We start from the raw sequence: 17745 nt of genomic DNA on the forward strand, positions 1-17745 counted from the left end.
GCTCAGGCTTTCATCATCAGGGTCAGCATGTCCAGCGCGCGCCGGGTCATCTGCAGGTAGTGGGCCGGGATGTGGCGCAGCATGAAGGCCAGCATGGCCAGGCCGAACAGCGTGACGACGGAAAAGCCCAGCGCAAAGATGTTCAGGCTGGGGGAGATGCGGGCCATGAAGCCAAAGCCCAGCTGCACCAGCATGGCGGCAAAGATGATGGGCGTGGCCAGCAGAAAGGCGGCGGCAAACACCCAGCCCATGTTATAGGCCACGGTCTGCAACTGCAGCCGGTTCAGGCTCTGGCCCACCGGCCAGGCATCGAAGCTGGCCGAGACGATGCCGGCCACCAGCAGGTGGATGTCCAGCACAAAGAACAGCAGCATGCCCAGCAGCAGGGCCAGCACCGACAGCGCATCGGAGGAGCTGCCGTTCACCGGGTCGTTGAGCATGGCCATGGCCAGGCTGGTCTGGGAGGCGCTCAGAAACCCGAAGATGCTCAGTGCGGTCGTGGCGAACTGCAGGCCCAGGCCCAGCACGGCGCCAATGGCGATCTGCTCCAGCGTCAGGGCCACGGCCGTCAGCGAAAACGCATTCACGGAAATGACGGCACTGCTGACCGAGGGCAGGGCCACCACGGCCAGGGTCAGCGCGATCGTGACCCGCACCCGCACCGGGACGGTGGGGTCGCCGAAGATGGGGGCAAACGCCAGCAGGGCCATGATGCGGGCAAACGGCCACCACAGGATCTGCAGCCAGTGCAGCAAAAAGGGGTAGAGGCCTTGCTCCATGGCGGTGGTCAGCCCAGCAGCGTGCTGGCGTACTGGAAGAAGCGCACGCAGAAATCCATCAGCTGGGTGACCAGCCAGCGCGCGCTCACTGCCAGGGCCAGCAGCGTGACCATCAGGCGGGGCAGAAAGCTCAGCGTCTGCTCGTTGATTTGCGTGGCGGCCTGGAACAGGCTGACCAGCAGGCCCACGATCAGGCCCGGCACCACCAGCACGGCCACGATCACGAGCACCAGCTGGATGGCCTGCAGCAGCAGGTCGACCGCGATATCGGGCGTCATGGCGCTACAGCCCCTGGACGCTGGTGACCAGCGTGTTGACCGTCAGGGACCAGCCGTCCACCAGCACGAACAGCAGGATCTTGAAGGGCAGCGAAATCACCAGCGGAGACAGCATCATCATGCCCATGGCCATCAGCACCGAGGAGACGACCAGGTCGATCACCAGAAACGGAATGAAGAGCACGCAGCCGATCATGAAGGCGGTTTTCAGCTCGCTCAGCACGAAGGCCGCGACCTTGACGGTGAAGGCATGGTCCTGGGGCGTGGCGACCGGGCCTTCCTTGGCCAGTGCGCTGACCTGTTTCAGTGCTGCCTCATGGGTCTGTGCCAGCAGGAAGTCCGACATCGGTTTTTCGGCGCGCCGCAGTGCATCGATCAGGCTGATCTGGTCTTTTTCGTACGGCTCGAAAGCCTCGGTCCACAGCCGCTCCCCCACCGGGCGCATGACCAGCAGGGTCAGGATCAGCGCCACGCCGGTCAGCACCCGGGTCGGCAGGCCCTGCTGCAGACCCAGTGCGGAGCGCAGCAGTGCCAGCACGATGATGAAGCGCGTGAACGTCGTCATCATCAGTGCCATCATGGGCAGCAGGCCCAGCAGCGTCATCAGGACCAGCACCTCGGTCTTGACCGAGAGCTGGGTCACGCCATGGGCTTGCTGGCTTTCCATCAAGGGAATGTTCGCGGCCTGCGCCACGGGCAGCCAGGCGCAGAGGCAGGCTGCCAGCGCCCACCAAACAAGGGCGCGATGCGCCCTGTGAGGTTGCGGTTCCATGCGGGTGTGCGGCGCTGGCTCAGAGGCCCAGGGCGGGCAGCTCGGCATGCAGCTCCAGCACCTTGAGGCCGTAGGATTCACCGCAGACCACCACCTCGCCCTTGCCGATGGCGGCACCGTTGACCTTGATGGTCAGTGGCTCGCCCACGATGGTGTCCAGCGGCACCACGCTGTCCGGCCCCAGATCGGCCAGTTCCTGCAAGGTGATACGGGCGGAGCCGGCTTCCAGCGTCAGGGTCACGGGAATGCGGTGCAGAAAGGGCGACAGGCGCTCGGGTTCCGGGAGGGCCGGGGCCAGGGCGGGCGCTTCGGGGGCCGCTTCCGCGTTGCCGGCCAGCAGGTCTTGCAGGTCCATATTGTTGTCGAGTTCCATAGTCTTTATTCCAAGGTCTCAAAGGCAGTCAGGTGCAGCTTGCCGTGGTGTTCGGCCACCGATGCGGTGAGCAGGGCTTCGCCGTTGAGCAGCACCGTGGTGCGCCCCAGGGCAATCGGTAGCACGCTGCCCCGTCGCAGCGCCTGGATGTCGGCGGTGGAAACGGTTTTTTCCAGCAGGCGTGCGGTCAGCTCCACCTGCAGCGGGGCCGCCGGTTTGGCCGCGCCCGGCGGGGCGGTGCGCTGGGTGCGGCGCAGCTGCAGCGCGTAGTGCTCCAGCGTGCGGCTGGCATCGGCATCCAGCGTGATGTGCAGCGGCTGCCAGTCGCTGTCCCCCACCTGGATGCGTGCCTGCCATTGCCAGGCGCCCGCCGACGTGGAAGGGGGGCTGTCCAGCGCCGCACCGGCCTGGGCGCACAGCGCGGCAACGGCGCGCAGCACCGCGTCCTGCAGGGCCTGGCCAATGCGCCGCTCGGTGCTGCTGGGAGGGGTGTCGGGGGCATCCGCCTGACCGTCGGCAGTGAAGCCATAGCGGGCCGCCATATGGGCGAGCACGGTGGCGCGCTGCAACTCAATTTGTAACGCCTGGGGTGCGACACCTGGCAGCGGCGTGAAGTGGGCGTGCGCGATCTGGATGGCAATCGGACGGTGGCCGGTGCCATGCAGCTGTGCCTGTACATGCTGTGCCAGATCGGCCGCCAACTGATCGAAGGCTTGCACCGGGCGCCCCAGCAAGACGGGGTTCAGGGTTTTGATGTTCTGCACAGTAGATATCTTTTTCACCTTTTATTTAAGGTGTGGCGTCACGCAAAATGAGGCTAATACAGAGGGCAACACAGGGGATATGGAATGTATTGCGAAATCGCTAGTATTTGTATCAGTTGTGAATAGTATACTGTTCGTGCAACAACTTATTCCCTCGAAATCAGCGACGCACCTGTGCAGATGGGTGCTGTCGGTGGCGCAGGGGCATGCCGATGAACATCGAACCCTCAAGCCTTTTGCTGCAGACCCGGGGCGCTTTTGCGCAGTTCGTGCCGCCCCAGCTGGACCAGGCGCCCGTCATGCCCGCAGCCGGCCAGCAGGCCGCAGGCAGCGGCTTTCTGCACCTGATGGAAAACGCCGTGCTGGCCGTGGATGCCCAGGGGCGTGCCGCTTCGGACCGGATGGCCGCGGTCGATGCGGGCAAAAGTGATGACCTGGTCGGGGCCATGCTGTCCAGCCAGGAAGCCAGTCTGTCGTTCTCCATGTTGATGCAGGTGCGCAACAAGGTGATGGGAGCGATGGACGAGGTCGTGAAGCTCCAGGTTTGAGGCAGAGGACATACCGGTGTTGGATTCCCTTAAAAAACGCTTCGCAGGCATGCCTGCCGCACAGAGCGTGCTTTCTTTCTCGTCCTCTCCCGGTATGGCGCGTGTCGCCGTGCCGCTGGTGCTGGCGGCGGCCCTCGTCACGGCGCTGGTGGTGCTGGTGCTGTGGCAGAGCAGCGGCAACTACCGCCCCCTGTTTGGCGCCCGCGAGAACGTGGTGACCTCGGATGTGGTGGCGGCTCTGGAGGCCGATGGCCTGAAGTACCGCCTGCACCCGGATTCCGGCCAGGTGCTGGTGGCCGAGTCCGATCTGGGGCGCGCCCGCATGCTGCTGGCCGCCAAGGGCGTGGCGGCCAAATTGCCCGAAGGCCTGGAGCTGATGGACCGCAACGATCCGTTGGGGGTGAGCCAGTTTGTGCAGGACGTGCGCTTCCGCCGCGGCCTGGAAGGCGAGCTGGCGCGCAGCATCACCACCCTGGATGCGGTGGCTGCGGCACGGGTGCACCTGTCGATTGCACGCTCGTCATCGTTCGTGGTGAACACCGGGGACAAGAGCTCGGCATCGGTGGTGCTGCAGATGCAGCCGGGGCAGCAGCTCAAGCAGGAACAGATTGCCGCCATCATCCACATGGTGTCCAGCAGCGTGGCCGGACTGGATCCCCAGCGCGTAGCGCTGACCGACCAGGCGGGCAATTTCCTGTCGGCCCGCGTGGACCTGTCGGAAGGCTTCGATCCGCTGGCGCAGGAAGGCCAGGCCGGCAAGCTGAGTGCCGAGCTGCGCCAGAACGCCCAGGAGCTGCTGACCGCCGCCGTGGGGGCGGGGCATTTCCGTGTGACGGTGACGGCCGATCTGAGCCAGGACCGCACCGAAGAGTCTTACGAACAGTACAACGGCGATCCGCGCGTGCTCAGCGAAGCCACGCGGGAAGAAAACGACCGCAGCGGCGGGGTGGCCCTGGGCGTGCCCGGCTCGCTGAGCAACCGTCCGGTGAATGTGCCCTCCGAACCGGAGTCCAAGGACGGCAAGGATGCCAACAACAGCAACTTCCGCGCCGCCGTGTCGCGCAACTACGCCTACGACCGCAGCGTGGTCCAGGTCAAGCGCGGCAAGGGCCGCATCAACAAGCTGCATGTGGCGGTGATCCTGGACGACACCGTGGCGCCCAAGGGCAGCACCGTGTGGAGCCCGGAAGCGTTGCAGCGCGTGGAGAAGCTGCTGCGCGTGGGCATGGGCGTGGACAGTGTGCGGGGCGACCAGATTGCAGTCTCCAGCATGCCGTTTACCGTGCCGCCCCCGGTGCCCCAGTGGTGGGAGGAGCCGGCCAACTGGTATGGCGCGGTGGTGATGGTGCTGTGGACCATCGCCGGCGGGGTGGTGCTGGTGCTGCTGGTGCGCCTGGTGAATGCGGTGCTGCGCCATCTGCGCGAAGGCGCCAAGACGGCCGCCGCGGTGGCGCAGGCCGCTCCGGCCCTGGCGGGTGGCGGCGAGACCGACCTTGCCCTGTTGCAGGCGCCGGACAGCGCCCGGGTGTCCACGACCGATATGTCGATGGTGCCCTTGCTGGAGAACGTGGACCTGCCGCCCCCGGGCTCGGAAGTGGATGTGATGGTGGAGCATTTGCGCACGTTGGCGGCCAAGGAGCCGGAGCGCGTGGCGGAAGTGGTCAAACAATGGGTGCAAAAACATGGCCAACCAGTCGGTAGCGAGCGCTGAGGGCGCAGCGCGCCTGGCATTGCCGGGCAAGAGCGCGGAAGAGCTGAACCTCATTGAACAGGCGGCCATCGTGCTGCTGAGCATGGGCGAGGAGCCGGCCGCCGGGGTGCTGCGCTGTCTGGAGCGTGAGGATCTGCTGGCGGTGACCCAGGTGATGTCGCGCCTGAGCGGCATCCGCGTGGATTCCGTGCGCCAGTCGCTGCAGCATTTCTTCGATGACTACCGGGAGCAAAGCGGTGTGCATGGCGCATCGCGCAGCTTTCTGCAGCGCTCGCTGGGGCTGGCGCTGGGCGGCGACATTGCCGGCAGCGTGCTGGACAGCATCTACGGCGATGAAGTGCGGCCCAAGATGGCGCGACTGCAATGGGCTTCGCCGGCGTGGCTGGCCGAGCGGCTGGCCCAGGAGCACCCGCGCATGCAGGCCGTATTCCTGGCCTTTCTGCCCCCGAAACTGGCAGGCGATGTGATCGAGTACCTGCCGGCGTCGGGGCGCGAAGCGCTGGTGCTGAACGTGGCCAGGCTCAAGGATGTGGACCGCGATCTGCTGGTCCAGCTGGAGGTGCTGACCGACCAGTACCTGAGCGAATTCGGCACGCAAAGCGTGGCCATGGAAGGCGTGAAGCAGGCGGCAGAAATCCTGAACCGCATTCCCGGCAACAAGCAGGAGCTGGTGGAGCAGCTGCGGGCGCGGGACCCGGAGATCGCCTCGGCGATCGAGACCGAGATGTACGACTTCTTCGTGCTGTCCACGCAGTCCGAAGCCACGCTGACGCAGATCATCGAGGCGGTGCCGGCCGAGCTGTGGGCACTGGCGCTCAAGGGGGCGGAGCTCGCCGTGCGCAAGGCCGTGCTGGGTGCCATGCCCCGGCGCCAGGCGCAGAGCTTCGAAGACCAGATGCGCCGCAGCGGACCGGTGCCGCTCAGCCGGGTGGAGCAGGCGCGGCGTGAAATCATGGACCTGGTCAAGGCCATGGTGGATGCCGGCGAGCTGGAGATCCAGCTGTTTGCCGAAGCCGTGGTGGAGTGAACGTGCTGTACCGCCCCTACCACTTCCCCCCTCTGGACCTGGTGCAGGCCGACAGCCTGCAGCAGACCTCCGCGCCCGCCGGCGAACGCGAACGCAATGCCCAGGAGCTGGCCCAGGCCTACGAGCAGGCGGTGCAGCGCGGGCATGCCCAGGGCGTTGCGCAAGGGCAGGCCGATGGCGAGCGCGCCGGCTATGAAGTGGGGCAGCAGGCCGGCATGGCCGCCGGGCGGGCCCAGGCCCTGCAGGCCGCGCGCGAGGAGCTGCAGCGCCTCGGCGCCCCGGTGACGGCCGCCGCCGCGCAGCTGCAGTTGCTGCACGCCGACTGGGAGGCCAGCTTGCGCAAGGATCTGATCGATCTGGTGGAAAAAGTGGCGCGCCAGGTGGTGCGCTGCGAGCTGACGCTGCAACCGGCGCAGATTCTGGCCCTGGTGGAAGAAACGCTGGCCGGCATGCCGCAGCGTACCGGGGCCGTGCAGGTGTTCCTGAACCCGTCGGATCTGCAGCGCATCCAGGAGCTGGACCACAGCCGTGTACCTGCGTGGCAGCTGCAGGCTGACAGCGCACTGGAGGCGGGCGAATGCCGCCTGCTGGTGGGCGATGAAGAAGTGGATGCCGGCTGCAAGCAGCGCATGGCGGCCTGCATGGACCAGGTGCGCGGACAGCTGCACCCGGTGGAGCCGGTGTGAGCAGCCTGGCGCCGCCACGGTCTGCGCCGGAAGGCGGGCTGGCGCATTCGCTGCGCAGCGTGCAATTGTCCGATGTGCCGGTGGCCCAGCCCACGGCCCGCCTGCATGCCGCCACCGGGCTGCTGCTGGAGGCGACGGGCGCGGCACTGCCGCTGGGCGCGCGCTGCCAGATCGAGGGGGCGGGCGGTGTGCCGCTGCCGGCCCAGGTGGTGGGGTTCCGCGGTGCGGTCTCGTACCTGATGCCGCTGAAGGCGGTCACCGGTCTGGCGACGGGTGCCCGCGTCACGCCGGATTCGGAAACGCAGACACCGCACATTGGCGCCAGCTGGCTGGGACGCGTGATCAATGGCCTGGCGGAGCCGCTGGATGGTCTGGGGCGCCTGACAGGCGATGTGCCTTTGCCGGCCCATCCGCCCAAGGTGCATCCGCTGAAGAAGCGACCGATTACCCAGCCGCTGGATGTGGGTGTGCGCAGCATCAACGGGCTGCTGACCCTGGGGCGCGGTCAGCGGGTCGGGCTGTTTGCGGGCAGCGGTGTGGGCAAGAGCGTGCTGCTGGGCATGATCACGCGCCAGACCGAGGCCGATGTGATTGTGGTGGGGCTGATCGGCGAGCGCGGGCGTGAGGTGCGCGAGTTCATTGAACATGCGCTGGGGGCTGAGGGCCTGCGCCGTGCCATCGTGGTGGTGGCCCCCGCCGACGAGCCGGCGCTGATGCGCATGATGGCGGCCGAGCTGTGCCACACCATTGCGGCGCATTTCCGCGACCAGGGGCGCAATGTGCTGCTGCTGCTGGATTCGCTGACCCGCTACGCCATGGCGCGGCGCGAGATTGCGCTGGCCCTGGGCGAGCCGCCGGCGACGCGGGGCTATCCGCCTTCGGTCTTCAGCATGCTGCCGCAGTTGGTGGAAAGCGCCGGCAACGGCGAGCAGGGGCAGGGCAGCATGACGGCCATCTACACCGTGCTGGCCGAAGGCGACGACCAGCAGGACCCGGTGGCCGATACGGCGCGCGCCATTCTGGATGGCCACATCGTGCTGCGGCGCGAACTGGCAGAACGTGGGCAGTACCCCGCCATCGATGTAGCGGCATCCATCAGCCGCTGCATGCCCCAGGTCGTGGCGGAGGGCCATTTGCAGGCCGCCCGCCAGGCCAAGGAGCTGCTGGCGCGCTACAGCCAGGTGCGGGACCTGATTCCCATGGGGGCCTATGTGCCTGGCGCCGATGCACGAACGGACCAGGCCGTGCAGCGTTGGCCGCTGCTGGAGGCCTATCTGCGCCAGGGCACCCATGAGGCGGCGATGTTGCCTGCGTGCATGGCGCAGCTGCAGGAGGTGTTGGCATGAATGTCCCGGTCCCCGCCCTGGCGCAGTACGTGCACGTGCTGGACCAGCGTGCCCAGCAATCGCTGGCGCAAACCAGCCAGGCCCGCACCCGCCTGGACCATACCCAGACGCAGCTGGAGCGGCTGCGGAACATGGCCCGCAGCGCCGGGGTAAAGAATTTGCACGGAAGTGTCGCCCTATATGCGAACGCAGCGGGTTTCCGTTCCGGGCTGATGGACATGGCCGAGCAATTTCGCGACACCCTGGGGGTGCAGCAGCTCGAATATGTCCAGGCCCAGGCGCAGATGCAGAAGGCTTTCCGCCAGCATGGCAGCATGCAGACGGTGTTGGAGCGAGTGCGCACTGACATGGCTGTGGTGCAGCAGCGCCAGGAACAAAAGCACACGGACGAGCTGGCGGGCCAGGCATGGCAGCGTCAGCTTCGGCAGCCGGATACCGGAAACCGCTAGTACGGCCCAATCGCGAACGCATACCAGGGGAATACAGTGGCAACCTACGATCCAGTCTCTACCGCCAAGGCACTTGCCGAAAGCTATGTCTACGCCCGCCAGACGCAGGTAGATACCAACACGTCCAAGACGCAGGGCAAGGTGACCGCCCTCACCAGCCTGCAGACGGCACTGTCCACCTTCACCACTGCGCTCAACACGCTCAGCGCCAAGGGCAGCGTGGTGGCACAGACGGCCACGGTGTCGCGCAGCACGGCCGCCTCGGCCTCGGTGTCGGGCACGGCGTCGGCCGGCAGCTACAGCTTCGCGGTCAGCCAGCTGGCCACGGCCCAGCAGTCGCTCTACAGCATGGAAGACCTGGGGCTGGCACTGGACACCACCTTCCCGCAGGACACCACCATGGTGGTGACCGCCGTCGGGGGCGCGGGCTACATCCAGGTGGACCTGGCGGCGGCCGATGAAAACAACGACGGCAAGCTGTCCGTCACGGAAATTGCCCGCGCGCTGAACCAGGCCAGCGATGGCAAGGTCACGGCCTCGGTGGTGACGCAGAACGGCAAGCAGCAGCTGCTGCTGAACGCCGGAGGCACCGGGCTGGAGAACGCCTTCCAGCTGCACATGGTGTCGTCGAGCGGTGCCGATGCGGCCGCCCAGCAGCTGGCGACCGACTGGGCCGCCACCGTGGCGGGGCTGCAGAACGGCACGATCACAGCCATGCCGGCTGCTGGCGGCGCGAGCATCGGCGGCAAAGGTACCCAGCTGTCGCTGGCGCAGGACGCGGTGTTCAAGCTGGGCGGCGATACGGGCGTGGAGATGCACCAGGCGTCCAACACCTATACGGGCATCGACGGACTGTCGGTGACCTTCCAGGAAGTCACTACCAGCCCGGTGACGGTCACGGTGGCCAAGGACGATGCCGCGACCAAAAGCAATATGCAGAGCTTTGTGGACGCCTACAACACGCTGGTGAAGGCCATGGACAAGCTGACGGCCGCAGGCAATGCCGAAGGCGGCGTGGCCGCAGGTGCGCTCAACGGGGATTCGGGCGTGCGCACGCTGCGCAACCAGCTCAACAGCCTGCTGCGCACCAGCGTGGGCGGTGTGAGCCTGACGGACTATGGCATCTCGGCCCAGCGCGACGGCACCATCGCCCTCGATGCGGACCGTTTTGCCAAGAAGGTGGCCGCCAACCCCGACGCCCTGACCAGCCTGCTGGGCCAGACCAATTCCCTGGAATACAAGCGCACCGGCGTGCTGGGCAGCCTGCAGACCTATATCAACACCTGGAGCAATGCCTCGACGGGGTTCCTGAAGTCGCGCCAGGACGGACTGCAAAAGCAGCTGACGCAGTACAGCAAGGACCAGGACAACATCGACCGCCTGTATGCACAGGCCTACCAACGCTATCTGACGCAATTCACGACGCTGGCCAACCTCGAAACCACGATGGGCAACACCACGAGTCTGCTGGACTCGCTGTTCTCTTCGTCGTCTTCGAGCTGAGGCGGTGTCGCGCAGCCCGAGCTATGAACGACAACCTTTGGAATGATGGATACGGGGGCTACCGCTCCGCCAACATGGTGGCCCAGACCGCACAGGCATCGCCTGTGGAGTTGGTGCTGATGCTGGTGGACGGCCTGCTGGAAGAGATGGCGCGCCTGCGCATGCACATCGCCCATGGCCGGTTCGAGGAGAAAGCCCATTCCATCGCCAAATGCGCCGACATCCTGACCGGGCTGGGCAGCGCACTGGAGGTCGAGGCGGGCAACGAGGTGGTGGAAAACCTGTCCCGCCTCTATGACTTCTGTGCCCAGCGCCTGAACCAGGCGGGCTTTGACATGGATGCCGACAAGGTGGGCGAAGTGCAGGACATCGTCCAGACGCTGCGTGCCGGATGGCAGGGGATGGCGGATGCCCGCCTTTGATGCCAAGCGCCTGGAAGCGCTGGCCCAGCAACTGCAGGCCGCGGCGACCGCGCAGGATTGGGTGCGCCTGGGGCAGCTGGACCAGTTGCTGAGCCAATGGCTGGCCGAGGAGCAGGCCACGCCGTCGGCCGACCCTGCCCAGCAGGCGGCATGGCTGCGGGTGGCGTCCGCCCATGGGCAGGCGCGCAGCGCATGCCAGCAGGCATTGCAAGAAGCAGGGGCGCGCTTGCGCGACCTGCACAACCACAACGAGGCGCACAAGGCCTACGCATGGCAGGAGCAGCTTTCATGAATTCAATGCCGGTCAGCACCGCGCTGGCCTCGGCGCCTGCCGGAGCCACACAGGGGCCTGCCGTGGCCCAGGCCACCGAGCCTGCGGCAGCAGGCACTGCCGCACCCCAACAAGCTTTCGCCCCCGGCGCGGCCGACTACGCGCGGGTGCTGGAACAGACAACGCTGCCACAGGGCCTGTGGGCGGAACCGGGTGGGCATGCCAAGGCCTCCACCGTGCAGGCCTTGCTGGCCAAGACCGAGCAGGCCTGGGCCGACGAAACCGACAGCGCGCTGGATGCCAACGCCCTGCCGCTGCTGCCGAGTCTGGCACCGGCCTGGCAGCCGGAGATGCTGAAGCCACGGCATGCACAGGGGGCTCCGATGCCCCATCCCGCAGAGGCGGATGCCGCCCTGGCCACGGCGGCCATGGCGGTGCAGATGCCGGCCGTGCCGGCAGAGACGGCTGTGCTGCAGCGCGTGCAAGCCCCGGCGGAGACGGTGGTGGCCACGACCGCCGCCGTGCATGCCGCGGTGGATGCCGGCGCACGCAGTGCTGCGGTGTCGCCCGAAGCCGCAGCGGTGCTGCCGGCGGCACTGCAGCTGGCACAGACCGCGGGCGGACTGTCGCTCGAGCTGCCCGCCAAGGCCGCGGTACCGACCACGGCTGCAGCGGCGCGTACGGAGCAACCAGTGCTGCAGGCACTGGCTCAGCGCATTCAGCTGCAGCAGTCGCAGGGTGTGGAGGTGGCGACGGTGCGCCTGGATCCGCCACAGCTGGGCACCCTGGAAGTCCGCATCCAGCATGATCCGTCCGGGGTGCAGGTGACGCTCCAGGCCTCGCATGCGGAAGTGGGGCGCCAGCTGGCCGGCCTGGCAGAAGGTTTGCGCCATGAACTGCAGGCCCGCACGCAGGGCGAAGTCTCGGTGGTGGTGGCACAGGGCCGACCGTCCGGCCAGACGGCGGGACAAGGCGGGCAGTCGCGCGACAACCCTGCGCCCTGGGCACAGGCTGAGGAAGAAGCAATCGGGCAGGCCCTGCAGGCCTGGCAGTCCGCGGCGCAGGCGGCGGGCTGAGGCACAGAGCGGGAGGGATGATGGCGAAGAAAATCGGAATGCTGTTGGCGTTGGTGGCGATCCTGGGAGTGGGTGTCGCTGCCGGGGGATGGTGGTGGGGGCAGCGTGCGCCGGTGGCGGTGGCTGCGCAGACCTCGCCGCAACTGGATGTGCGCCAGGCCAGCTATGTGACGCTGGACAAGATCGTGGTCATGCTCAAGACCGACCAGAGCCTGCGCACGGCCAACACCTATATGTCGCTGGATCTGGTGCTGCGCACGGACAAGCTGCACGAGAAGGCCGCGAAGGCCGAGCTGCCCATGCTCAAGGGGGTGGCGGTGCGCACGCTGTCCCAGGTGGCGATGGAGCAGGCCAAGGCCATGAGCATCGACGAATGGACCGAGCTGCTGACGGCGGACCTGGTGGCGGCCTATGCCAGCCACCCGGATCTGCGGCCGTTCGACAAGGTCATGGTGTCGCGGCTGATCATCGAATAAGTCCCGCCCATGCTGCAGCAAGACACCTCCGCTTCGTATGGCGACGCTGCCGCGCTGGTGGCCGGAGGCTGGGCACCAGCCGACGGGCTCTACAGCACGGCAGCCGTGTCACCGCAGCAGGAACAGGCGGTGCTGACCGCCTACCTGCCCATGGTCAAGCGGGTCGTGCGCCAGCTGGCCTCGCAGGCGGGGGAGGTCATGGACCAGAACGACATGACCCAGGTGGGTCTGATGGGCCTGCTGGAGGCATTGCGTCGCTACGGTGCGGTGGACGAGGCCTTTGCCGGCTATGCCCGCCAGCGGGTGCGCGGGGCCATTCTGGATGAACTGCGGCGCCAGGACTGGCGTCCGCGCACGGTGCGCCAGAGTGCCCACAAGGCACGGGATGCGGTGCGCGCCCTGCGCCGCCAGCTGGGGGCGGAGCCCACGCCGGCACAGATTCAGCAGGCCCTGGGCATGGACGACGAGGCCTACCTGGCATACGAACAGGCCGAGTCTGCGGAGGCCATGGCCAGTCTGGATGAAATGGTCGGTCAGGGCATGGACCTGCCCAGTTCGGCGGCAGACCCCCAGCACGCGGTGCTGCAGCGCCATCTGCTGGAGCAGATGCTGGCGCAGCTGAACGAGCGGGAACAGCGCGTCATCCAGCTCTATTACGAATTCGACCTCAACCTCAAGGAAATTGCAGCGGTGCTGGAGTTGTCCGAGGCGCGGGTCTGTCAGATCAACAAGGAAGCGCTGCGCAAGATGCGTGCAGCGCTGGAGGGGGCGTAAGCCCCCCGCCGTCATTTCGGGAAACACAAAGCATGTTGCAACTTCTGGGCATCTTCATTGTGCTGGGCACCGTCTTCGGAGGGTTTGTGCTCAGCGGCGGTCAACTGGGGGTGATCTGGCAGCCGATGGAGGTCTTCATCATTGCCGGTGCGGGCCTGGGGGCGCTGGTGCTGGGCAATCCCAAGCACATCCTGTCGGAGCTGTGGCTGCAGCTGCGCAATGTGATGTCGCAGACCAAGCAGACGGTGGAGTTCCAGCGCCAGCTGCTACTGCTGATGTACGAGCTGCTGCTGACCGCATCCGGGGGACTGAAGGCCCTGGATGCGCATGTGGAAAAGCCCAAGGACAGCCCGTTGTTCCAGCGCTATCCGCTGGTGCTGGCGGACGCCAAGCTGCTGCATTTCATCGTGGACAACTTCCGCCTGATGGCCATGGGCAAGATCAGCAGCCACGAGCTGGAAGGCGTGCTGGACCAGGAGCTGGAAACCATCCAGGAAGAGCTGCTGCAGCCGGCCAAATCGCTGGGCAAGATCGCGGAGGCGATGCCGGGCTTCGGCATCCTGGCGGCGGTGCTGGGCATTGTGATGGCCATGAGCTATGTGGCCGATGGCGCCACGGCCGGCGAGATCGCGGTCAAGGTAGGGGCTGCCATGGTGGGCACCTTCATCGGCATTTTCCTGTGCTACGGCGTGCTGGATCCGCTGTGCAACTTCATGAAGCAGCGTGTGATGGAACACATTGCCGCCATGGAGTGCGTGAAAGTGGTGCTGGTGGCCCATGTGGCGGGCAAGCCGCCGCTGCTGTCCATCGATGCGGGGCGCCGCCTGGTGCCGCTGAACATCAAGCCCAGCTTTGCCGCGCTGGAGACCTGGATCACCGACATGACGGCCCGCGAGACCGGAGGGGCCCGTGCTTAAGCGTGCCGGCCAGGAGCATGGTGAGGTCGTCGTCAAGAAAAGCGGCGGCAAGCACCAGCATGAAGAGCACAACAGCGCCTGGAAGGTGGCGTTTGCCGACTTCTGTCTGGCCCTGATGTGTCTTTTCCTGGTGCTGTGGGTGCTGGCCGCGCGGGACAAGGAAGAGATCGAGATGGCCATGGCCGCAGGTGCCGCCCCCAATATGACCTACCAGGGCCAGGGCGTGCGCATGATCGGCGAGTACCAGCCGGGTTCGCTGATCCCCAAGAATCCCGTCAGGCCGCAGGCCCAGGAAGAGACGGGCGGCCAGCCCCGGGTGCAGAAGCTGCTGGACAGCCCGGAAGAGCTGGCGCAGCTGTCGCGCCGGGTGCGGGAGCTCGGGGAGCAGGTCGGCCTGGGTGACCACATCGTGACCGCCGTGACGGCCGAAGGCCTGCGCATCACCGTGCACGACACCGAGCAGAGCGGCATGTTCAAGCTGGGCAGCGCTGAGCCCACCGCCGAGTTCGTGCGGCTGCTGCGCCGCATCGGCCCGATGTTCCGCGAGATCGACAACCAGTTGGTGATTGCCGGGCACACCGATGCCTTGCCCTATTCCAGCCACAGTGCGTTTGCCGCATCCAACTGGTCGCTGTCCATGCAGCGGGCGCTGGCGGCGCGCGGCCACATGATGCTGGGCGGCATGCCGGAGCGCAGCGTGCTGCAGGTGATCGGCATGGCCGAAGTGGCGCCAGCCGATCCAGAGCAGCCCCAGGCGGCCATCAACCGGCGTGTCGAGTTGCTGGTGACCACCAAGGCCCATGCCCAGAATGTGCACCAGACGTTTGGCCGACTGCCGGTGAGCGAGCCCTTGACGCCCGGGCTGCAAAGCTCGCCTGCGGACACGCCCATGCTGGAGTTGCTGCGCAAGGTATTGCTGCAGCCTTTGCAGGGCGAAGCGCAGGCCAAGCCCTAAAAACTGTCATCATGCAAAGCAGCAAACTCAGAGGCTCCCGGATGAAACTTTCCCCCATTGCGCCCGCTGCGGGCAGTGTGGCTGCACAGGGCGACCGGGTGCAGGACCTGGCCGCATCCCTGCCGGTGGCAGCGGCCGTGGTGGCCCCGGACGTGCAGGTGGGTGTGCAGGCTGCCAGCGTGCAGCGCGCCCAGGTGCAGGCGGCGCAGATGCCGGACGTGGATGTGGCGCGCGTGGCGGAAATCAAGGAAGCGCTGGCGCGTGGCGACATCAGCTTCAATCCCCAGAAGCTGGCACAGCTCATCCTGCGCCACCATGGAGGTGGGGCGTGATGGCCGATGCCCCTGCTGCCCCCGGCGCCGCACCGTCGCTGTCGACCCGCCAGCGCTGGGCTGCCATTGCCCAGGGCATGCAGCAGGACATGACGGCATACGGTCATCTGTGCGAGTTGCTGCACACGCAGTTCCATGCCGCCTTGCGCCACGATGCCGAAGCCATGCAGGAGGCTGCGGTACAGATCACGGCCCAGGTGCAATGGCTGGAAGGTACCCGCAAGGAACGTGGCCAGCATGTGCGGGCGCTGCTGCCTGCGGGTGCACCGCTGTCGATGGAGGCGGCGTTTGCCTTGCTGCAGGCGCCGCTGCAGCAGCAGTTGCTGGGCCTGTGGGGGCAGCTGGAAGCCCAGGTACAGGTGTGCAAGGCCATGAACCAGCGCAATTGCCAGCTCATCATGGAGCAGGCCGAAGTGATGCGCGCCGTGATTGTGGGCAATGCCCAGCCGGAGATCTATGCTCCGCTCTGATTTTCTGCCTTTGCCGGCTTGGCCGGGTACCGGTGGCACGGTACCGTCGGGTGCTGCGGTGGCGCCGGCCGCACGGCTGCCCCAGCTGCCGGCCACGACCCCGGTGGCCGCAGAAACGGCCGTGTACACCCCTTTGGGGCAGGATGTGGCGCGGGAGGTGCAGCAGTTCATCAGCCAGGGCAGCGGCGGTGCCGCATTGGCGTCGCCCCAGGCGCGCTGGCTGGCGCTGCAGGCCGCACGCCAGTCCGCGCGCAGTGAGCGGAGCAAGGAGGGCCTGTCTGCCACGGGCGGCGTGCGCAGCGCAGCCGCGGCCGTGGGTGCGGCAGCCTCCCTGCAGCCAGCGCAGCAGGCCTTTCTGGACCGCATTGCCCCCTGGGCGCAGCAGGCTGCGCAGCGCTTGGGCGTGTCGCCGCGGGCGGTCATGGCGCATGCCGCGCTGGAAAGCGGCTGGGGGCAGCGCCCCGTGCGGGATGCGCTGGGCCAGGATAGTCTGAACCTGTTCGGCATCAAGGCGCAAGGCGGATGGACAGGCGCCAGCACCCCGGCGCTGACCACCGAATACGAGGCCGGGCAGGCGGTGCGGCAGACCCAGTCGTTCCGCCAGTACGCCGACCTCGATGCCACCTTTGGGGACTATGTGCGCCTGCTGGCGCACAGCCCGCGTTACCAGGCGGCCCTGCGCACCGGTGACGATGTGCAGGCCTTTGCCAGCGGCCTGGCGGCGGGCGGCTACGCCACCGATCCGGACTATGCGCAAAAGCTGGTGCGCATCAGTCGCCAGATTCCATCGCCTTGACCTTCACGCCGCCGCCCGGTGCCTGCGGGGCGGCCAGCAGCACGCCGGGGGCAATCAACTGCCCTTTCACCGGCCGGCCGGTGCGGGCATTGCGCACGGTCACCGTGTCCCCCAGCTTGCCGGAGCCCGTGGCCAGCCCCATCACGCTGACCTGTACGCCGTCGCCCTGGGCACGGATCTCGATCTTGTCCCCCTTGCGCATGGCCACCGGGCTGAGGAGCTGGCGCGCCTGCAAGGCCTGACCGGCCCGTCCGGCAGTCTTGAGCTGCTGGCCCACGGGGGCGGGCGTGTCCAGCAGCTCGTTGCGGTGGGCGAGTGTTTGCGGGCGCAGTTCCAGATCTTCAGCCAGCAAGGCCTGCCCGGCCGGCACGTCGCTGCGCAATGTCCAGACTGGGGCGCTGGCCTGCAGCTGCGCCACCACGCTGCCGCGCTGGCTGCCGCAGCGCACCGGGATGGAGGCACGGGTCAGGCTGTGCAGTTCCACGGCAGGGACCATCCAGCCTTCGGGGCAGGGTGTGTGGGCAGCCCCGCGAGGGGCTGTGAACTGCACCTGCAGCCGGGCCTGTGCGCGCTGTGCGGCGGGAAGCAACTGGGCCCACGCGGCCTGCAACTGGGCCTGGGCGGCGGCCTGCAGCTCGGCCGGCAGCACCGGTGGTGGCGCGGGGGCCTGCTGTGCCGCGGCCTGTGCCGACAGCCCCAGGGCGCACAGCAGGATGGGAGTCCATCTGGTCAGGAATGAATTCATTGCAAATTAAATATCTTTTGTGCAATTATAAAAACTACTGAATCGGTGTGAGTGGCAAAAATCACCACGCCTGGCATCTCCGGCGTCATTCTGTGTGAAAGATGGCTGGCAGTGTTTGTTGCTGATGGATGGATGATTTTGAACGCCATTGGCTGTATTTTTGCGTGTGTTGACGAACTGATTGTTTGATTGTTTTCTGTCGATGGCTTGCGGATCGGGTTTGTAAGCGCATTAGGTAGCGCTTTGTGTGAAAAGTAGCAACGTGAAACAATCTG

Annotated in this window: 24 protein-coding genes; 18 read left to right on the forward strand and 6 right to left on the reverse strand. The window is 66.9% G+C overall.

Annotated features, from left to right (window positions below; all coding sequences use genetic code 11):
- Window positions 1-2: 2 nt before the first annotated feature.
- From KW830_RS12905 to KW830_RS12925, 5 genes are read right to left on the reverse strand one after another with little or no spacing between them, the layout of a single operon-like run.
- Window positions 3-779, reverse strand: coding sequence for a flagellar biosynthetic protein FliR (locus KW830_RS12905; RefSeq protein ID WP_066541954.1), 777 nt, complete (start codon window positions 777-779; stop codon window positions 3-5).
- Between the two features lie 8 nt (window positions 780-787).
- Entirely contained in the window at window positions 788-1057 is a 270-nt protein-coding gene (gene fliQ, locus KW830_RS12910; protein WP_066541952.1) for a flagellar biosynthesis protein FliQ, read from the reverse strand.
- Window positions 1058-1061: 4 nt separating this feature from the next.
- Entirely contained in the window at window positions 1062-1829 is a 768-nt protein-coding gene (gene fliP / locus KW830_RS12915) for a flagellar type III secretion system pore protein FliP (protein ID WP_218333380.1), read from the reverse strand.
- A 19-nt stretch (window positions 1830-1848) separates the two neighbouring features.
- Window positions 1849-2211 (reverse strand): FliM/FliN family flagellar motor switch protein, encoded by a 363-nt coding sequence (locus KW830_RS12920; RefSeq protein WP_227657925.1) that lies wholly within the window; start codon window positions 2209-2211, stop codon window positions 1849-1851.
- Entirely contained in the window at window positions 2208-2966 is a 759-nt protein-coding gene (locus KW830_RS12925; protein ID WP_218333381.1) for a FliM/FliN family flagellar motor C-terminal domain-containing protein, read from the reverse strand. The genes KW830_RS12920 and KW830_RS12925 overlap by 4 nt, the downstream gene beginning before the upstream one ends.
- A 212-nt stretch (window positions 2967-3178) precedes the next feature.
- On the opposite strand from KW830_RS12925, the gene KW830_RS12930 reads away from it, so the two are divergent.
- From KW830_RS12930 to KW830_RS13010, 17 genes are all read left to right on the forward strand, one after another.
- Window positions 3179-3514: a flagellar hook-basal body complex protein FliE gene (locus KW830_RS12930; protein WP_304516317.1), complete on the forward strand. Its 336-nt coding sequence runs from the start codon at window positions 3179-3181 to the stop codon at window positions 3512-3514.
- Between the two features lie 94 nt (window positions 3515-3608).
- The gene (fliF, locus tag KW830_RS12935) at window positions 3609-5225 is read left to right on the forward strand and encodes a flagellar basal-body MS-ring/collar protein FliF (RefSeq protein WP_255578350.1); all 1617 of its coding nucleotides are present in this window, start codon (window positions 3609-3611) and stop codon (window positions 5223-5225) included.
- Window positions 5197-6252 carry a FliG C-terminal domain-containing protein gene (locus KW830_RS12940; RefSeq protein WP_225608900.1) on the forward strand — a complete coding sequence of 352 codons (1056 nt, stop codon included), beginning with the start codon at window positions 5197-5199 and terminating at the stop codon, window positions 6250-6252. Before fliF ends, KW830_RS12940 begins: the two co-directional genes overlap by 29 nt.
- A gap of 2 nt (window positions 6253-6254) precedes the next feature.
- Window positions 6255-6938 carry a flagellar assembly protein FliH gene (gene fliH, locus KW830_RS12945; RefSeq protein WP_083520667.1) on the forward strand — a complete coding sequence of 228 codons (684 nt, stop codon included), beginning with the start codon at window positions 6255-6257 and terminating at the stop codon, window positions 6936-6938.
- Window positions 6935-8284, forward strand: a complete 1350-nt coding sequence (locus KW830_RS12950; RefSeq protein WP_370626127.1) for a FliI/YscN family ATPase — start codon at window positions 6935-6937, stop codon at window positions 8282-8284. The genes fliH and KW830_RS12950 overlap by 4 nt, the downstream gene beginning before the upstream one ends.
- On the forward strand, window positions 8281-8733 hold the full coding sequence (locus tag KW830_RS12955; RefSeq protein ID WP_066541935.1) for a flagellar FliJ family protein: 453 nt from the start codon (window positions 8281-8283) through the stop codon (window positions 8731-8733). Before KW830_RS12950 ends, KW830_RS12955 begins: the two co-directional genes overlap by 4 nt.
- A 36-nt stretch (window positions 8734-8769) precedes the next feature.
- The gene (fliD, locus tag KW830_RS21545) at window positions 8770-10236 is read left to right on the forward strand and encodes a flagellar filament capping protein FliD (protein WP_218333383.1); all 1467 of its coding nucleotides are present in this window, start codon (window positions 8770-8772) and stop codon (window positions 10234-10236) included.
- A gap of 23 nt (window positions 10237-10259) precedes the next feature.
- A complete protein-coding gene (gene fliS, locus KW830_RS12965; protein ID WP_066541933.1) occupies window positions 10260-10658 on the forward strand; it encodes a flagellar export chaperone FliS in 399 nt (132 codons plus the stop codon).
- A complete protein-coding gene (locus KW830_RS12970) occupies window positions 10645-10950 on the forward strand; it encodes a hypothetical protein (RefSeq protein ID WP_218333384.1) in 306 nt (101 codons plus the stop codon). The genes fliS and KW830_RS12970 overlap by 14 nt, the downstream gene beginning before the upstream one ends.
- Window positions 10947-12005: a flagellar hook-length control protein FliK gene (locus KW830_RS12975; protein WP_218333385.1), complete on the forward strand. Its 1059-nt coding sequence runs from the start codon at window positions 10947-10949 to the stop codon at window positions 12003-12005. Before KW830_RS12970 ends, KW830_RS12975 begins: the two co-directional genes overlap by 4 nt.
- 38 nt (window positions 12006-12043) lie before the next feature.
- The gene (gene fliL / locus KW830_RS12980) at window positions 12044-12481 is read left to right on the forward strand and encodes a flagellar basal body-associated protein FliL (RefSeq protein ID WP_218333386.1); all 438 of its coding nucleotides are present in this window, start codon (window positions 12044-12046) and stop codon (window positions 12479-12481) included.
- A 9-nt stretch (window positions 12482-12490) separates the two neighbouring features.
- Complete coding sequence (fliA, locus tag KW830_RS12985; RefSeq protein ID WP_066541926.1) at window positions 12491-13255, forward strand: RNA polymerase sigma factor FliA; 765 nt, start codon at window positions 12491-12493, stop codon at window positions 13253-13255.
- 32 nt (window positions 13256-13287) lie between these two features.
- A complete protein-coding gene (motA, locus tag KW830_RS12990; RefSeq protein WP_066541924.1) occupies window positions 13288-14172 on the forward strand; it encodes a flagellar motor stator protein MotA in 885 nt (294 codons plus the stop codon).
- On the forward strand, window positions 14165-15127 hold the full coding sequence (locus KW830_RS21550) for a flagellar motor protein MotB (protein WP_218333387.1): 963 nt from the start codon (window positions 14165-14167) through the stop codon (window positions 15125-15127). The genes motA and KW830_RS21550 overlap by 8 nt, the downstream gene beginning before the upstream one ends.
- Window positions 15128-15168: 41 nt before the next feature.
- A complete protein-coding gene (gene flgM, locus KW830_RS13000; RefSeq protein WP_066541921.1) occupies window positions 15169-15459 on the forward strand; it encodes a flagellar biosynthesis anti-sigma factor FlgM in 291 nt (96 codons plus the stop codon).
- Window positions 15459-15929, forward strand: coding sequence for a flagellar export chaperone FlgN (gene flgN, locus KW830_RS13005; protein ID WP_066541920.1), 471 nt, complete (start codon window positions 15459-15461; stop codon window positions 15927-15929). Before flgM ends, flgN begins: the two co-directional genes overlap by 1 nt.
- Complete coding sequence (locus KW830_RS13010; protein WP_218333388.1) at window positions 15916-16725, forward strand: glucosaminidase domain-containing protein; 810 nt, start codon at window positions 15916-15918, stop codon at window positions 16723-16725. The genes flgN and KW830_RS13010 overlap by 14 nt, the downstream gene beginning before the upstream one ends.
- On the opposite strand, the gene flgA is transcribed toward KW830_RS13010, so the two are convergent.
- The gene (gene flgA, locus KW830_RS13015; protein ID WP_066541918.1) at window positions 16700-17470 is read right to left on the reverse strand and encodes a flagellar basal body P-ring formation chaperone FlgA; all 771 of its coding nucleotides are present in this window, start codon (window positions 17468-17470) and stop codon (window positions 16700-16702) included. The two genes, KW830_RS13010 and flgA, sit on opposite strands and share 26 nt — an antisense overlap.
- A gap of 51 nt (window positions 17471-17521) precedes the next feature.
- Here flgA and KW830_RS13020 point away from each other — a divergent pair, with 51 nt between their 5' ends.
- Window positions 17522-17659: a hypothetical protein gene (locus KW830_RS13020; protein ID WP_172591874.1), complete on the forward strand. Its 138-nt coding sequence runs from the start codon at window positions 17522-17524 to the stop codon at window positions 17657-17659.
- Window positions 17660-17745 lie beyond the last annotated feature (86 nt).

Origin of the sequence: Comamonas sp. CMM03 (assembly GCF_019218715.1) — a bacterium.
Lineage (GTDB): Bacteria > Pseudomonadota > Gammaproteobacteria > Burkholderiales > Burkholderiaceae_C > Comamonas > Comamonas terrigena.

Bases quoted from the DNA above. Each gene is read 5' to 3' on its own strand.
- fliS (WP_066541933.1), top strand. From the start codon at position 10,260: ATGAACGACAACCTTTGGAATGATGGATACGGGGGCTACCGCTCCGCC.
- KW830_RS13010 (WP_218333388.1), top strand. From the start codon at position 15,916: ATGCTCCGCTCTGATTTTCTGCCTTTGCCGGCTTGGCCGGGTACCGGT.
- fliQ (WP_066541952.1), bottom strand. From the start codon at position 1,057: ATGACGCCCGATATCGCGGTCGACCTGCTGCTGCAGGCCATCCAGCTG.
- KW830_RS12970 (WP_218333384.1), top strand. From the start codon at position 10,645: ATGCCCGCCTTTGATGCCAAGCGCCTGGAAGCGCTGGCCCAGCAACTG.
- flgN (WP_066541920.1), top strand. From the start codon at position 15,459: ATGGCCGATGCCCCTGCTGCCCCCGGCGCCGCACCGTCGCTGTCGACC.
- fliF (WP_255578350.1), top strand. From the start codon at position 3,609: ATGGCGCGTGTCGCCGTGCCGCTGGTGCTGGCGGCGGCCCTCGTCACG.
- fliA (WP_066541926.1), top strand. From the start codon at position 12,491: ATGCTGCAGCAAGACACCTCCGCTTCGTATGGCGACGCTGCCGCGCTG.
- KW830_RS12940 (WP_225608900.1), top strand. From the start codon at position 5,197: ATGGCCAACCAGTCGGTAGCGAGCGCTGAGGGCGCAGCGCGCCTGGCA.
- flgM (WP_066541921.1), top strand. From the start codon at position 15,169: ATGAAACTTTCCCCCATTGCGCCCGCTGCGGGCAGTGTGGCTGCACAG.
- fliL (WP_218333386.1), top strand. From the start codon at position 12,044: ATGCTGTTGGCGTTGGTGGCGATCCTGGGAGTGGGTGTCGCTGCCGGG.
- motA (WP_066541924.1), top strand. From the start codon at position 13,288: ATGTTGCAACTTCTGGGCATCTTCATTGTGCTGGGCACCGTCTTCGGA.
- KW830_RS12955 (WP_066541935.1), top strand. From the start codon at position 8,281: ATGAATGTCCCGGTCCCCGCCCTGGCGCAGTACGTGCACGTGCTGGAC.
- KW830_RS12975 (WP_218333385.1), top strand. From the start codon at position 10,947: ATGAATTCAATGCCGGTCAGCACCGCGCTGGCCTCGGCGCCTGCCGGA.
- fliP (WP_218333380.1), bottom strand. From the start codon at position 1,829: ATGGAACCGCAACCTCACAGGGCGCATCGCGCCCTTGTTTGGTGGGCG.
- KW830_RS12905 (WP_066541954.1), bottom strand. From the start codon at position 779: ATGGAGCAAGGCCTCTACCCCTTTTTGCTGCACTGGCTGCAGATCCTG.
- flgA (WP_066541918.1), bottom strand. From the start codon at position 17,470: ATGAATTCATTCCTGACCAGATGGACTCCCATCCTGCTGTGCGCCCTG.
- KW830_RS12930 (WP_304516317.1), top strand. From the start codon at position 3,179: ATGAACATCGAACCCTCAAGCCTTTTGCTGCAGACCCGGGGCGCTTTT.